The following is a 14,477-nucleotide window of genomic DNA, read 5'->3' as shown; positions in this document are numbered from 1 at the left end:
GAATAGATATGTCTGCAAAAATTATTAAGTGTCACACGGTCGATGGTCGAGCAATTGAATTTGTTGATGAAGTGATTGGTTCAGGTGCAATGAAAGATGTTTATTTTTCCCCTGACCGTAGTTATGTGGTGTGTTTTTTCAGTAAAGAAAAAAATAAATTTTATGAATCAAAAGCAGCATTAGAACAGCAAAAAGATCGCTTAAAAGAAATTGTGGGCAATAAATGGAATGGTATTTTTAATGGTGTCGGTGGCGATTATTGGAAAAATATCTTTTGTTGGCCTGATGGACTGGTTGAATACAATGACTTGTTAGGAATCACTGCTCCGACGTATAAAAAATATTACTTTTTTTCTTATGGTTCAAAAAATAACGATTTTTTAAAAATTAAAGGCAAGGAAAAAGAAGGTAAATGGTTTGCGAGTGCCAATAATCAAAACCGCTTTTTAGATGAGCGTGAAAAGGGGAGTTGGCTGAATTACCTGAAAATTGGTATTTTAATTTCACGGGCTGTACGTCGAATGCATGCGGCAGGTCTAGCGCATTCGGATTTATCTTATAAAAATGTACTGATTGATCCTGTTACAGGCAGTGCTTGTGTGATTGATGTGGATGGTTTGGTTGTTCCGGGGAAATATCCGCCTGATGTTGTGGGTACGCCTGATTTTATTGCACCTGAAGTGGTGATGACCAATCATTTATCTAAAGAAGATCCAAAGCGGTTTTTGCCCAGTATTGCAACGGATAAACATGCTTTAGCCGTGCTGATCTATATGTATTTGCTCTATCGGCATCCACTGCGCGGTGGCAAAATTCATGATATGGATGATCCACAGAAAGATGAAAATATGGGCATGGGGGAAAAAGCATTATTTGTGGAACACCCAACGGATCAGAGTAATCAGGTGAAGTCTAATCAACTGCAACCATCGCAATTACCTTGGGCCGATCCCAGTCGAATTTCATATCAAGTCACTGGCCCTTATTTAACAGAATTATTTAACAAGAGTTTTATTGAGGGTTTGCATGAGCCGAGTAAACGTCCCTCTGCCAATGATTGGGAAACCGCCTTGGTTAAAACGGTCGATTTAATCCAACCCTGTCAAAATGCCGCGTGTAGTCAAAAATGGTATGTTTTTGATAATACGACTCAGCCGAAATGCCCATTTTGTAATACCCCTTTTACAGGTAAGTTACCGATTTTGAATCTTTATTCAGCACGTCAACAGGGGAATTATCGACCTGATAATCATCGTTTAATGGTTTGGACAGGACAGTCTTTATTTGCATGGCATGCCAATCATATGATTGCACCCAATGAGCGTTTAACAGCAGAACAAACGACACGTAAAGGCTATTTTGTCTTGCATAATGACCGTTGGTGGTTAGTCAATGAAGGTCTTGCGGATTTGACGGATGTGACAACCAAAACAGTGATCCCGATTGGCGGTAAAATTGAACTGAAAAATGGCGTTCAAATTTTACTTTCAAAGCAAGAGGGCGGCCGTTTGGCTGTCGTCCAGATGGTTGAAGCCTAGAGTGAGAATGTATTGAGCATGAATTTATCTTGGCTCGAGGCTTGAGGTTTAGATAAACCAAAAGTTTTATAGCGTAATAAAATCATTTCTGCCCAATTACGATGGGTCGCTGGTTCTAACATGGAACCGTGGCTTTTAAATACACTTTTCGCATCTTGCGCTAAAATTTGCTGTGCTTCATGAAATTCTTCGCTATTGATTTGCAAGGCGCGATGAATATATTCAATTTGTGAGGGATGAATGGCCGTTTTGGTATAAATGCCGTTATTCATATCTTGGCATAATTCATCCATCAGCAATTGCGTGCGGTCAATATGTTCACATACCGGTGAACTGAGTTGAAAGCCTGCTGGAATAAATAAGCCGGCCAATTGTGCAATTAACATGCCCACTGGAGTTTGGTAAATCGTACTGTTTTTAGGGCGACGTAAATGTAAACAGGACAACAGGTCATTACCGCCAATTCTTAGACATAGGGTTTTATGAAAGTCATATTTGAGTGCTTGATTAAGCTCCATATTATGACCCATATCAAAAATTTCTTTGGTTTCCAGCGTCGGCATCAGGTTGATATTGGGGGGTAAAATGTCCATCCACTGTTTTAAATCGTGCAGCGTAAACTTGGGTAAAATCATGCCACTATAGGTGTGATTTAAGTCCCAATCGACAATATGTTTCGCCATTTCAATATTTCTAGGGCGAATAAATATCGCAGGCGCTTTTAAGTTTGGCTGCTCTAAGCGTTTTTGTAATAAGTGCTTTAAGTTGACCATTGCTGTTTGCACATCTTTTTCCAACACAGCATCTTCTAAACAGACCGCAATCGATTTGAGTATTGGAAATTTGATGCCTTCAGTCACTTCCCATAATTGCTCATGGGTTGCAGGAATGTACATGGTTGCACCCAGTTCAATCGCATGTTGCAGTTGTTTCATTTATTTTTCTCGACTTTTTTTATCAGAGTCACTGCATGATATGGGCCTAACTTGGCACCTAAAATATCTACGGCAATATTCCGTTCTTTGGCAAAATGCAGCAGGAGTTGTACATGCGGATTGGCTGGGTCACGGATTAATATTTTTTCAGGAACGCGTCTTAATACAGCGCGCGTGGCTTCTGCAATGCTGGGCTTAATATGATTAATATTTTTAATCACATAGGTCTCAGAGATCCAGTCAATCGTGTCTAAGCAAATTTTTTGTTGTTTGAGTCGAATATGATTATCCCAATTTGCCAAATCGCTATGCGGATTCTGCTGAATAAGATTTAAAATTTTGGCGATAAACTCGACCGAAATATCATGCGGAGCCAGATGTTGATAGACTAAACAGCTATGCCAATTCTTCGGATCGTAGCAATTTTTCTTTGCCAGATCGAAATCAATCGTATCTTTTAAAATAGTCCGTGAGGTTAAGCCTGAGATCACGGAACCTAGCATTCCAAACGGAATCAGCCAATCTTCACAACTGGCACTTAGCCACGAATAGCCACCTAAATCGGCTAAGGTTACAAGGCGAGGAACCTCCCATCCTGCATCAAATAATGCCGGATAATCTGCCAAATTTTGGGTCAATTCTCGACAAATTGCACCCTTACCCGTCCAGCCATCGACAAAAACAATACTTTCCGCGCCATGTTGTTCGATAATCGCCTGTAATGCTGCAAAATCAATACCGCGATCACGGATAATACTAATCCCGTAATGCTCACAATCTTGATGCTTGTCAATATAGTGTTTAAGGAGTACACCTAAAGGCACACCAGCGCGAACTAAGCTGACTAAAATAATCGGTTGCTTGGGAAATCGAACCATCAGTGAGTTGCCAATCTTCTGCACATCACTTGCCAGACGTTCAGCACCTTGCTCAAAAGCGTATTCAAAATGTCGCATTTGTTCATCTGAAGGTGGATGTTCAACACTAATCATTTGTGAATAGTGTTTTTTCCCAGATTGAATCAGATACTCTTTTTCAGCTACGGGTGTGGGGTCTATTTCATCAATATTGAGCAAGAAGGTCACATCTTCAGGTCGATAAGAGCCATGGAAACCCAGTGTTTGAAGACTAGATGCTAACGCATGGTTTTTATACATGTCCTAAATATCCTTTTGCATGATGATCTTGTGCTAGATTTTGTACTAAAAATTTATCCAACTGACTATTTTTAGGCATACCAAACCAATCACAGCAGCCTAAAAAGCCTGCATCAGACAAACTGTCGCCCCAACCTAAAATGGCACGTTCGCGATTTGGGTCATATTTATTGATAAAAAATTCAACCGCTTTTTGTTTAGACACAAACTTGGGAAGAATGGCTAAATTATTGCCATTGATATGGACATAGCAGTGTTCAAGTACTTCAGCAGGTAACTGTTCAATCATTTGGTGCAGAAATAAAGGCGCAGGATCATTTTGCTTGGCAACGGTATAAATTTTCCCACCATTTTCTTGCATCGTCCACGTCCGGATTGAACCAAATGGTTTGGCATAATCGAGCAATAGCGCTGGCAATTCATCCAGTAACTCATCCAATTCAGCCGCCGCCTTGTGCTGGATGGCAAGCCATTCCTGATCAACCTGTTGATCTGCCGCTAAAATGGTTCCACCATGTGAGCATACCGCACCATGCAGAAAAGGAAGATGTACGCGCTGCAAGCCTGCAACGGAGCGTGCAGTCACAGGAATAACATCTGCGGATGCCAATAACCAATTCACAAAAATTTGCTGTTTGGGAAGCATATAAGACAGAGGCTCGCCAAATTGATCTAGCGTGGCAATTTTATGCAGTGGTGTCGGGGGACTTTTACGATTTGTTTGAAACAGCGTGTCATCTAAGTCAACAAAAATTAACGGCTTAGCATTCATAACTAATAATTTCCAAATTTTTTATTTGTTCAAACAGGACAGGATCAACGCTATCTTGTGCTGTTTCAATGACCAATAAAACCCGATCAAACTGTTGATGTTTAACGTTATAGGCATAGTTATTAATATTCAGTCCATAATTGTCTTTAAATGCACAAATACTTTCAACGGCATGACCTTGTTTGATGGGAGAGCGCGTGGTTGAGCTGTAATAAACCTCCGCTCCTTGCTGCTCTAATCGCTCAGCAATCAGAAATGGAATCCAACTAAACTCACCCGAACCTAAGACCAAGATTTTTTCATGAGGCAAAGGCGGTTGAATATTTTTCCAAGCGCTACAATTTAGAAAGGTCGGTTCGCGTCCCCAATCATGAGGGGCAATAATTTTTTGAGCTTGCTGTTGGGTTGAGCTGACATCGGGCATGTCAATGTCAATAGGTTGTTGGTTCGGCTGCCACTGCCAATGACCATGTAATAATGACACCACTTCAACTGGAATCCCTAAGTCATCAGTGACTAAATGTTGTTCCGCCCAATTGACCAAGGTCACCAAAATAATCCGTTCTACCTGTTGTAAACCCGATTTTTTTAGGCTCAAGATTAAATTTCTAAAGGTCTTTCCTGTTGAAATTTCATCATCAATTAAAATAAGCGTTTTCGATGCAATCACATGCTGATGTTTAAGCGGATCATGACTGGATAAAATAAATTGATCTTGTGCATGACTATGTTCTTCTAAAAACAAGCCTAAGGTCGGTAAGGTTTCAACGGGATGTCGCGTGGTGGTTAAAAAGATGGCATTTTGCCCAAAATCTTGTTTCAGCTCACGATAAACACCTGCCCCCAAACCTACGGCGGTCTCTGCCATACCAATCACACTAATGGGATAGGGCAGATCTTTAGGAATGATTGCAGCAAGATCTTGATAACTTCTTTGCATCGCCGATGGTGCAACGGGGATATGTTTTCCAAGAACTTTAGAAACAAATAAGAATGCACGTTTGGGGTTAATTCTTTCTGCAAAACTGAGCAGATCATCCAATTTCCATTGTGGATGATGCTGATTCACAGTCACACTAATACGACCACGACTTAAATCAATATGTTTTATCAATGCGTACAATCCATTTTGAAACTTTGTGTAATGGGTAAAACTTGAACGACGGGAACCAAGTCAGTATGTTGCAGTGCCAATTGCAATTTTTCAGCTATCAGTTCTGCAATTAAATTAATTCCAGTATGTTGTGTATAGGCAAAACCGCCTGCGGGACGCGGGTTAATTTCTAAAATATGCCATACCCCCAGATCGTCTTGCTTAAATTGAATATTGATCAATCCATCACATTGGAAATGTTGCACCAGAATTTTGCAGATTTCATGACAAGGATGCTCGATATAGCATTGTTGATAAAATTTAAATTTAACGCGGGTTACTAAGGCTAAAATTTTCCCATGGCTACAGGCAATATCCACGGAACATTCTTGTCCCGTTAAAAACGGCATAATCAAATACTCAATAGGTTGATCTAATTGAGCATAGGCCTCTATAAATTGTTGCGTATTACACTGTGTATTGAGTTGAAATTGCTTAAAATATGAAACTTCATTGCGCAGTTGGACAAAACCAGAACCATATACGCCGTACACAGGTTTTGCACAAATATGTGAATATTTTTTTTGATAATCGTCAATCGCTTGCTTTAATCCAACGACATGATCCACTTTTGCAGCAGGAATGTTTGGTAAGTTTAAAGCTTCACAAATTTCTCCGAATAGGAATTTATTGTTCATGTTTTCATGCTGTGCTATGCCAGTGGCACCTGTCACCAGTTGAATATCATGCCGAGCAAATTCTTCACGAAATTTTTCAATAAATTGACTGTGTTTTCCACAAAACAGCAGTTGAATGGAATGCTTTTTACATTGTTCTAACAGCCAATCTGCACTGTGTTCAACGGGAGGTTGTTGAAAAAAATAATCTGCGCAGAGTTTTAATTCTGGACGTTGTTTACTATGAGAACAAAAAATCGTCAGATGGGTAGATAAATTTGAGCGTTTTAATAATTGAATAATGTCGTTTTGACAGGAGTAACTTTCAGCAATCCAGATATTATAGTGCGATTTCACAGTTGATTTGATCTCAATTTTCTTGAATAACAATTATTAATTTGTGCTTGGAATATATACCGCGTCGGGAATATATAGTTTTTTATGCTGTTGATGCAATAATTTTGTAAGGCCTAATATGAAATTGCCAAAATTGATTAAAAAACTCAATTTTGCTATTGGGCTTAAAAAAAATATGTTAAAACAATAGAGGCTTATTTAACTCGTTTTTTGACGAGCAATCTTAATTTTTTATATTAATAATTCATGTGGTTAATGAATTAAAAGAAAATATTACAATATCATAAGAGGATAATATGCAACTTGTTGCTGGTGGGAATATTGCTTTAGCATCTGAAATCATTGAAATACTCATAAAAACAACTGTCCCTATGCCAATAGAACTCGATCTGACTGCATATCTTTTAGCAAAAGACACCCAAAAAGTGCGCGGTGATCAAGATATGATTTTCTATGGACAGCCTCAAACCCCGAATCAGAGTGTTGTTTTAGTTCAATCTAGTTCAAATGATCCCTATTTAACTCAACTTAAAATTAATACCGGATTGCTTGATCCAGAAATTCAAAAAGTCACCTTATGTGCAACGCTCAATGAACCGAATAATTTTAGTCGAATAGCTCCTATTCAGGTGGAACTTTTATCCGCTCATCAAACCATCGCCAATGCATTGATTCAGACGCAGGCTAAAACTGAAAAAGCCTTAATTTTGGCTGAAGTGTATAAGCATAACGATAAATGGAAATTTAGATTTATTGATCAAGGTTTTAATGGGGGCTTAAAACCTTTGGCTGAAAACTTTGGTGTGGTGATTGAGGAGACTCCAAGTAACATTTCACCAACACCAACACCAACACCAACACCATCGAAGTCGAACCTTAACTTGTCAAAAATTAAGTTAGATAAAAATAATTCTAGAATTAATTTAACTAAAAAAGGCGCAGGCTTTGGCAAAATTTCGGTGAATTTAAACTGGAATAAATCTGGAGCTAAATCAGAATCCTTTTTCCAAACATTAACCCGTTCTAATTCAATCGATCTAGATTTAGGGGCGATGGTACAGCTTAAAGATGGCAGTATTGATTTAGTCCAACCGCTTGGAAACCGATTTGGTCATTTTGACCAAGTGCCTTATATCAAATTAGATGCAGATGATCGTACCGGTGCATCTATAAATGGTGAAAATTTACATATTAATGGCAATCAATGGGATCGCATTGAGCGAATTGTCATCTATACCTATATTTATGAAGGTGCAGCACAGTGGGCAGCAACAGATGGCGTAGTGACCATTCGTCTTCCAGATCAACCTGAAATTGAGGTACGTTTAACTGAAGGTAATCAATTAAATACCTGTGCAATTGTAGAATTAAAAAATATAAATGGCGAAATTCAAGCCAATCGAGAAGTCCGTTATTTCAAAGACCAACAATTTTTAGATCAGTTTTATCGTTTTGGTTTCCGCTGGACCCAAGGCTCAAAAGATTAACGCTATCCATTTAATTTACATGTAATAAAGAAGAGGGAAAATTATGGCGATTTCATTAAACAAAGGTGGAAATCTATCTTTAAGCAAAACAGATCCATCACTTAACCAAGTTTTGATTGGCTTAGGTTGGGATGCTCGGGCCACTGATGGCGTAGATTTTGATTTGGATGCTTCGGCATTTTTATTGGCTGCAAACGACAAAGTTCGTGCTGAAACAGATTTCATTTTTTACAACCAAACGCGCTCTCCAGAAGGTTCTGTAGAACATACCGGTGATAACCGTACGGGCGCGGGTGATGGTGATGATGAAGCGGTTAAGATTGATTTAGCGAAAGTGCCTGCTGAAGTGCAAAAAATTGCCATTACCGTCACCATTCATGATGCAGAAAGCCGTGGTCAAAATTTTGGCCAAGTGCAAAATGCATTTATTCGCGTCGTTAATGATCAAACGAATGTTGAAATTGTACGTTTTGACTTAAATGAAGATTATTCAACAGAAACAGCGATGATTTTTGGCGAGTTATATCGTCATAACGGTGAATGGAAATTCAGAGCTGTAGGTCAAGGTTATAACGGTGGTTTAAGTGCCATGTGCCGTCAATATGGCATCAGTATTTAAACTCTATTCTTAGGTGAAAAATGAAACATTTCCGTTTTTCGATCATCTTTAGCATTATCTGCTTGGCCATTTCGGCATATTGGGGTTTTACCCATGGCCCCCAAGCAGGCTTAATGGCAATGTTCAAAGTATTGGCGATTACTGCAATTTTAGCGGTCATGGAGGTATCACTCTCTTTTGATAATGCAGTCGTCAATGCCTCTGTACTGAAACATTGGAACCAATTTTGGCGAACTCTGTTTTTAACCGTGGGTATTATCGTTGCTGTTTTTGGTATGCGACTCATTTTCCCATTGCTTATTGTCGGTGTCACCGCCGATATGAGCATGATTGAAGTCGCAAAATTAGCATTAAATGATCCTACAACTTATTCAGAAAAACTGATGGCCCATCATGCTGAAATCGCAGCATTTGGTGGCATGTTCTTATTATTGGTATTTCTGAATTTCTTGTTTGATGATGAAAAAGATGAACATTGGTTTCATTGGCTTGAATCAAGATTAGCAGACTTAGGCAATATTCAAGCGATTTCAGTTTTCATTTCATTGGTTGTGCTACTTATTTTAGCAAGCTACATCCCTGATGCATCACGTTTAGTTGTGATGATGGCTGGTGTTTGGGGTATTGTCGTCTATGTGGGCGTAAAAGTCATTGGCCATCTATTAGAAGGCAGTAGCAATGATGATGATGAATCTGAGAAGTCAAATGGTGCCACTGCAACAGGTACGATTGTCAAAGGTGGTATTGGTGGTTTCTTGTATTTAGAAGTATTAGATGCCTCTTTTAGTTTCGATGGTGTAATCGGTGCTTTTGCAATTACCAGTGATGTGGTAATTATAATGCTGGGTCTTGCCATCGGTGCGATGTTTGTCCGTTCAATGACTATTTATCTGGTTGAAAAAGGTACGCTTGATGCTTATGTATATTTAGAACATGGCGCGCATTATGCAATTGGTGCACTTGCGTTGATTATGTTGGCGAGCGGCACAGGATTACATATTCCAGAGGTTATTACCGGATTAGTGGGTGTTGCCTTCATTGTTTGGGCTGTCATCTCTTCAATTTCATATAGTAAAAAGCAACAATCTTCATAAACGAAAGTTAAGGAAACAAAAATGGCTATTAATTTATCAAAAGGCGGAAATATCAATCTTTCCAAAACTGCTCCGACGATGAATAAAGTCGACTTGGGTTTAGGTTGGAATCCACGTGCAACTGATGGTAAAGCATTCGATCTAGATGCTGTCGCATTCTTAACAGGTGAGGACGGTAAAGTTCGTTTAGATGGTGAATTTATTTTCTTCAATCAAAAAACTTCACCATGTGGATCGGTTAACCATAAAGGCGATAACCGTACTGGCGATGGCGAGGGTGATGACGAAACAATTTCTGTAGACCTGTCTAAAGTTCCTCAAGAAGTTGCAAAAATTGTATTTGCTGTGACGATTCACGAAGGACAGCAAAATGGTCAAAACTTCGGTATGGTTGATAAAGCCTATATCCGTGTGATTAACCAAGATGCAAATGCAGAAGAGTTGGCGCGTTTCGACTTGTCTGAAGATGGTAGCACTGAAGTTGCGATGATTTTTGGTGAGTTATATCGCCACAATGGCGAATGGAAATTCAAAGCCGTTGGTCAAGGCTTTAATGGTGGTCTGGGTGTGTTAGCTGCAAGTTATGGTGTTGCAGTTTAAGCGAACCAATTAAGGTACTAAAAGAGTCATCTTTTAGTACTTGAAAGTAATTGGTATAAATCTATTTTATATTGAATTATTTTCAAGTACTAAATTAGAGAATAAAAATGCAGTTAGTTTCAGGACAAAAAATAGCACTCAATCAAGTTATTCAAAATGATCAAAAATTTACTTTACGTGTACAATTTAAAGCAGCATTTGAGGTCGATATATCCAGTTTTGGTATAGGACAAAACGATCAGCTTTTCCATGATGATTATATGACTTTTTATAATCAACCGCAGACACCTCACTGTGAAGTGCAATATCTTCAGCAAGACAACCTGAATCTATTTACTTTTGATTTAAGTAAAATAAACGCGACACAGACGCCGCGATTTGTCATTTGTGCAACCGTGGCAAATGACCAAGCAACGATGCAAAATATTCAAAGTGGTCAAATTTCCCTTGTGAATCAGCAAGGCGAAGTATTGGCAAATTATCAATTAAATCCATCAAATTTTAGCCAAGAAAAAGCAGTCATGTTGACTGAAATTTACTTTAAAAATAATCTGTGGCGAATGGCTGCTATCGGACAAGGTTTTAATGGTGGATTAACAGCATTAGTGAGACATTTTGGCGGGGAGGTTGCTGAAAATTCTTCTTCTGCCCCCACAGCGTCTAAAATTGATTTAAAGAAAAAAGTTGTTTTAGATAAGGTGGAAAAACTTGCACCCCATTTACTTGATCTGACTAAAAAATCACTGATTAGTTTAGAAAAAAATAAGTTACTTGAGGTAAAAGCAAGAGTGGCATTGATATTGGATTATTCAGGTTCAATGAGCCAACAATATAAATGTGGTGATGTACAGAAAGTTATGGATCGCATTATACCTTTGGCAATCAATTTTGATGACGATGGCAGCTTTGAGTGCTGGGCATTTGCAGAAAAAGCACTACGTTTAAATGATGTAAGCCTAAAGAATTTGAATAATTATATAGCTTCAGAACAAGGAGGCTATAAAAAATGGAATGCGGGAGCTGGCTATAATAATGAGCCTGCCGTTCTTGAAGAGGTGTTACATTATTTTACCCAAGAAAGCCCATCCAATTTACCGGTCTATATTGTTTTTATTTCTGATGGTGGTGTTTCTGAAGCTAGAAAAATTAAAAAAATTTTACAAGAGGCATCATTGCAACCCATATTTTGGCAATTTGTAGGGATTGGCGGCAGAAATTACGGTGTGTTAGAAAAATTAGATACCATGGAGGGGAGAGTGGTCGACAATTGTAATTTCTTTAAAATAGATAATATTGAAAGTATTTCTGAATCAATGTTGTATGACTTTTTACTTCAAGAATTTCCGATATGGTTAACAGAAGCAAAAAATAAAAATATCGTGAGAGGATAGGTAAATGTAATGGCAGAATTTAATCTTGTTGGTAGCCCAGAACCTTTTTTACATGTCAGCATGCAGCAAGGTGAAGCAATTTATTGTGAATCTGATGCGATGGTCATGGTTGAACAAAATCTTGAAGTTGGCGGTAAATTACGTGGCGGAATTTTCCAAGCTTTCATGCGTAAATTTACCTCTGGAGAGTCTTTGTTTCAACAGCAAATTAAAGCCGTGAAGGGGGCAGGAGAGTGTCTATTATCACCAAATTTGGATGGTGATATGCAGATTTTGGATGTGGGTCAACGACAGTATATTTTATCTGATGGCTCTTTTGTTGCAGCAACCGAACACACCATGATCAAAGCAAAAGTGCAAAGTAATATAGGCGGTGCATTGTTCGGAGGCACGGGCGGTTTTGTGGTTATGGAAACCAGTGGACAGGGTAAAGTGTGTATTTCTGGCAGTGGAACTTTACTCGAACTGGATATTACACCAGAGCAAGGTGAAGTCACCATCGACAATGGTCATGTTACGGCTTGGGATGCATCGTTAAATTATAATATTGGCATTCCAAGTTCAGGTAGCGGTGGTTTTGTTGGCAATATCGTGAATAGCTTTACCAGTGGTGAAGGTTTAGTGATTAAGTTCCGTGGACATGGCAAAGTGATTGTGTGCTCACGTAATCGTGCGAGTTATTTACAGTGGTTAGCTACGGCTTTAGGTCGTGGTCATTCAAATTCAAACTGAGGTGAATTATAAATGGGCATTAGCTTAGTTAAAGGTCAAAAAATTTCTTTAGAGAAAGGTGATGGTTCATCTTTAACTAAAATATTTCTGGGTGCAGGTTGGGATGTCGCAAAAAAAGGCGGTTTACTTGGTATGTTTGGCGGTGGTGGCGATTCGATTGATCTTGATGCCTCTGCAATTGTTTTTGATGAAAATAACAAAGCGTTAGATAGTATTTGGTTCGGTCAATTACAGAGTCGTGATGGCAGTATCAAACATTCTGGTGACAATCGTACTGGTGATGGCGCGGGTGATGATGAGGCGATCCATGTGGATCTGACTCAAGTTCCTAGCCAAGTAAAATCAATTGTATTTACAATCAGCAGCTTCCGTGGGCAAACTTTCGAAAAAGTTGAAAATGCTTTTTGCCGTGTAGTTGACGCCACAACCAATGTTGAAATTGCAAAATATAATCTTTCAGCAAAAGGTAATTATACAGCATTAATTATTGCTAAAGTTTATCGTCACAATGGTGCATGGAAAATGTCTGCATTAGGCGAAACTTGTAATGGCAAAACCATTCAGGATATGGTTCCATCCATTTTACCTATTTTATAAAGTCGTTTAATTTCGTGAAAGTGGCTTGATGAATCAAAAACTTGGTTTGTCAGGCTTTTTAAGTATCTATGACTTTGTTTTATAATTTTTTAAGGTAAAACCATTAAATTTGAAGTTTTAGAATCGTTCGCTTAAGCAGGATTAAGCTAAACTATATTTTGCCAAGAAAGAATTAATCTGCATGAGATAGATTAACTTAAAAATAGAAAATATATTTAAACATAAAAAAAGCCCCCATCTTTCGATGAGGGCTTTTTTGAATTTGGAGCGGGAAAAGAGACTCGAACTCTCGACCCCAACCTTGGCAAGGTTATGCTCTACCAACTGAGCTATTCCCGCTTATTGAGCAGTTTTTAATAAAAACTTACACTAAAAAATTTGGAGCGGGAAAAGAGACTCGAACTCTCGACCCCAACCTTGGCAAGGTTATGCTCTACCAACTGAGCTATTCCCGCATGCCGTGTATAATACATTATGTGAAAATATGGTCAATCCTTTTGTGAAAAAACTTGTATCGATTGCATAAAATAAAACCAGTTTCCAGGGAATTGGTTATTTCATCAGCAAAGCTGATAGCGATAAGAGAAATTTGGGCTGGAAAATGATGAATGATTTCTGAAATGACAGGCAAAAGATTGAATCAGAACACGTTATACTAAAGTGAGAGCTTGAGCCTTTTGGGAGTATTATTTTGAATTTAGAACAGCAATTAATTCAACGATTACAAAGTTTGTCACCAATCCATTTAGAAGTGGTGAATGAATCATCCGGTCATGGTGGTTATTTCCCAGGTAAAGAGTCACATTTTAAAGTGGTTGTGGTTAGCGATGCTTTTGAAGGATTACGTTTGGTGCAGCGCCATCAAAAAATTTATGCTGCCGCAGGCGACTTACTTGGTCCGGGGAGTATTCATGCTTTGGCGATTCATGCTTTTGTTGCTTCGGAATGGCAAGGTCAAGCGACTGCTAGCCCTGAATGTGCCCATGCACCCAAATCACAATAAGGAATATTGAAAAATGGACATGCAGCTGACAGTTAAAATTGTGCATATGATCAGTGTGACCTTACTGATTGGTGTGGTGATTGCACGCGCTTTTACTTTATTTGTAGGCGTTCAGGGCAATCAACCAAATCCTGTAGCACGTAAACTTTTTGTGGCATTACAACATCTTTCAATGACTTTAATTGTTTTGACGGGTCTGACTTCTTTAGTCATTAAAAACTTTGAGGTGCAATCATGGTTTTATGCCAAGGTTGTGCTGTTTCTGGTTTTATTTTCCTCTTTAATGAAAGCCTATAAAAAAGATGACCGTATTTTATTGGTACAACGTCGTGCAGGTTTAGCCATTGCGATGGTGGCACTGGTGGCGATTATTGGTTTAGTGATGGTAAAGCCTAATTTCGGCTAATTGTTAGACATTATTATTT

At 38.6% G+C, this 14,477-nt stretch carries 15 protein-coding genes and 2 tRNA genes; 10 read left to right on the top strand and 7 right to left on the bottom strand.

Annotation, left to right across the window (positions count from 1 at the left end; genetic code table 11):
- Positions 1-8 precede the first annotated feature (8 nt).
- Complete coding sequence (locus tag F994_RS07345) at positions 9-1,538, top strand: helix-hairpin-helix domain-containing protein (protein WP_004649625.1); 1,530 nt, start codon at positions 9-11, stop codon at positions 1,536-1,538.
- On the opposite strand, the gene F994_RS07340 is transcribed toward F994_RS07345, so the two are convergent.
- From F994_RS07340 to F994_RS07320, 5 genes are read right to left on the bottom strand one after another with little or no spacing between them, the layout of a single operon-like run.
- Positions 1,535-2,473 carry an HpcH/HpaI aldolase/citrate lyase family protein gene (locus tag F994_RS07340; RefSeq protein ID WP_004649624.1) on the bottom strand — a complete coding sequence of 313 codons (939 nt, stop codon included), beginning with the start codon at positions 2,471-2,473 and terminating at the stop codon, positions 1,535-1,537. The genes F994_RS07345 and F994_RS07340 overlap by 4 nt on opposite strands.
- Positions 2,470-3,630: a cysteine protease StiP domain-containing protein gene (locus F994_RS07335; RefSeq protein WP_004649623.1), complete on the bottom strand. Its 1,161-nt coding sequence runs from the start codon at positions 3,628-3,630 to the stop codon at positions 2,470-2,472. The genes F994_RS07340 and F994_RS07335 overlap by 4 nt, the downstream gene beginning before the upstream one ends.
- Positions 3,623-4,402, bottom strand: coding sequence for an HAD family hydrolase (locus F994_RS07330; RefSeq protein ID WP_004649622.1), 780 nt, complete (start codon positions 4,400-4,402; stop codon positions 3,623-3,625). Before F994_RS07330 ends, F994_RS07335 begins: the two co-directional genes overlap by 8 nt.
- A complete protein-coding gene (locus F994_RS07325) occupies positions 4,392-5,516 on the bottom strand; it encodes a phosphoribosyltransferase domain-containing protein (RefSeq protein ID WP_004649620.1) in 1,125 nt (374 codons plus the stop codon). Before F994_RS07325 ends, F994_RS07330 begins: the two co-directional genes overlap by 11 nt.
- Positions 5,513-6,529, bottom strand: a complete 1,017-nt coding sequence (locus F994_RS07320; RefSeq protein WP_004649619.1) for an ATP-grasp domain-containing protein — start codon at positions 6,527-6,529, stop codon at positions 5,513-5,515. The genes F994_RS07325 and F994_RS07320 overlap by 4 nt, the downstream gene beginning before the upstream one ends.
- Positions 6,530-6,825: 296 nt before the next feature.
- On the opposite strand from F994_RS07320, the gene F994_RS07315 reads away from it, so the two are divergent.
- The 7 genes from F994_RS07315 to F994_RS07285 all read left to right on the top strand — a co-directional run bounded on the left by F994_RS07315 (position 6,826) and on the right by F994_RS07285 (position 13,049).
- Positions 6,826-8,016 (top strand): TerD family protein, encoded by a 1,191-nt coding sequence (locus tag F994_RS07315; protein ID WP_004649618.1) that lies wholly within the window; start codon positions 6,826-6,828, stop codon positions 8,014-8,016.
- Between the two features lie 43 nt (positions 8,017-8,059).
- Entirely contained in the window at positions 8,060-8,635 is a 576-nt protein-coding gene (locus F994_RS07310) for a TerD family protein (RefSeq protein WP_004649617.1), read from the top strand.
- Between the two features lie 20 nt (positions 8,636-8,655).
- Positions 8,656-9,729, top strand: a complete 1,074-nt coding sequence (locus F994_RS07305) for a DUF475 domain-containing protein (RefSeq protein ID WP_004649615.1) — start codon at positions 8,656-8,658, stop codon at positions 9,727-9,729.
- 21 nt (positions 9,730-9,750) lie between these two features.
- Positions 9,751-10,329, top strand: coding sequence for a TerD family protein (locus F994_RS07300; protein WP_004649614.1), 579 nt, complete (start codon positions 9,751-9,753; stop codon positions 10,327-10,329).
- Positions 10,330-10,436: 107 nt separating this feature from the next.
- Positions 10,437-11,720 carry a vWA domain-containing protein gene (locus F994_RS07295; protein WP_004649613.1) on the top strand — a complete coding sequence of 428 codons (1,284 nt, stop codon included), beginning with the start codon at positions 10,437-10,439 and terminating at the stop codon, positions 11,718-11,720.
- Between the two features lie 9 nt (positions 11,721-11,729).
- A complete protein-coding gene (locus F994_RS07290; protein WP_004649612.1) occupies positions 11,730-12,452 on the top strand; it encodes a TIGR00266 family protein in 723 nt (240 codons plus the stop codon).
- Positions 12,453-12,464: 12 nt separating this feature from the next.
- Positions 12,465-13,049, top strand: a complete 585-nt coding sequence (locus tag F994_RS07285; RefSeq protein ID WP_004649611.1) for a TerD family protein — start codon at positions 12,465-12,467, stop codon at positions 13,047-13,049.
- A 263-nt stretch (positions 13,050-13,312) separates the two neighbouring features.
- Here F994_RS07285 and F994_RS07280 read toward each other — a convergent pair.
- Together F994_RS07280 and F994_RS07275 are read right to left on the bottom strand one after the other, a co-directional pair.
- Positions 13,313-13,388 (bottom strand) — tRNA-Gly (locus tag F994_RS07280).
- Positions 13,389-13,428: 40 nt separating this feature from the next.
- Positions 13,429-13,504 (bottom strand) — tRNA-Gly (locus F994_RS07275).
- A gap of 236 nt (positions 13,505-13,740) precedes the next feature.
- Between F994_RS07275 and F994_RS07270 the strand changes: the two genes are divergently transcribed.
- Both F994_RS07270 and F994_RS07265 read left to right on the top strand, forming a co-directional pair.
- Positions 13,741-14,052, top strand: coding sequence for a BolA family protein (locus F994_RS07270; RefSeq protein WP_004649610.1), 312 nt, complete (start codon positions 13,741-13,743; stop codon positions 14,050-14,052).
- A gap of 13 nt (positions 14,053-14,065) precedes the next feature.
- Entirely contained in the window at positions 14,066-14,458 is a 393-nt protein-coding gene (locus F994_RS07265) for a SirB2 family protein (protein WP_004649609.1), read from the top strand.
- The last annotated feature ends 19 nt before the right edge of the window (positions 14,459-14,477 follow it).

Origin of the sequence: Acinetobacter bohemicus ANC 3994, from assembly GCF_000367925.1 — a bacterium.
Taxonomy (GTDB): domain Bacteria; phylum Pseudomonadota; class Gammaproteobacteria; order Pseudomonadales; family Moraxellaceae; genus Acinetobacter; species Acinetobacter bohemicus.
Note: the sequence above shows the minus strand (reverse complement) of the source record. Positions and strands in the feature narration are given on the sequence as shown.

What these genes read in the sequence shown, in the direction of transcription:
- F994_RS07315 (WP_004649618.1), top strand. Translation starts at nt 6,826, where the DNA reads ATGCAACTTGTTGCTGGTGGGAATATTGCTTTAGCATCTGAAATCATT.
- F994_RS07305 (WP_004649615.1), top strand. Translation starts at nt 8,656, where the DNA reads ATGAAACATTTCCGTTTTTCGATCATCTTTAGCATTATCTGCTTGGCC.
- F994_RS07265 (WP_004649609.1), top strand. Translation starts at nt 14,066, where the DNA reads ATGGACATGCAGCTGACAGTTAAAATTGTGCATATGATCAGTGTGACC.
- F994_RS07330 (WP_004649622.1), bottom strand. Translation starts at nt 4,402, where the DNA reads ATGAATGCTAAGCCGTTAATTTTTGTTGACTTAGATGACACGCTGTTT.
- F994_RS07345 (WP_004649625.1), top strand. Translation starts at nt 9, where the DNA reads ATGTCTGCAAAAATTATTAAGTGTCACACGGTCGATGGTCGAGCAATT.
- F994_RS07295 (WP_004649613.1), top strand. Translation starts at nt 10,437, where the DNA reads ATGCAGTTAGTTTCAGGACAAAAAATAGCACTCAATCAAGTTATTCAA.
- F994_RS07340 (WP_004649624.1), bottom strand. Translation starts at nt 2,473, where the DNA reads ATGAAACAACTGCAACATGCGATTGAACTGGGTGCAACCATGTACATT.
- F994_RS07335 (WP_004649623.1), bottom strand. Translation starts at nt 3,630, where the DNA reads ATGTATAAAAACCATGCGTTAGCATCTAGTCTTCAAACACTGGGTTTC.
- F994_RS07310 (WP_004649617.1), top strand. Translation starts at nt 8,060, where the DNA reads ATGGCGATTTCATTAAACAAAGGTGGAAATCTATCTTTAAGCAAAACA.
- F994_RS07290 (WP_004649612.1), top strand. Translation starts at nt 11,730, where the DNA reads ATGGCAGAATTTAATCTTGTTGGTAGCCCAGAACCTTTTTTACATGTC.
- F994_RS07285 (WP_004649611.1), top strand. Translation starts at nt 12,465, where the DNA reads ATGGGCATTAGCTTAGTTAAAGGTCAAAAAATTTCTTTAGAGAAAGGT.
- F994_RS07300 (WP_004649614.1), top strand. Translation starts at nt 9,751, where the DNA reads ATGGCTATTAATTTATCAAAAGGCGGAAATATCAATCTTTCCAAAACT.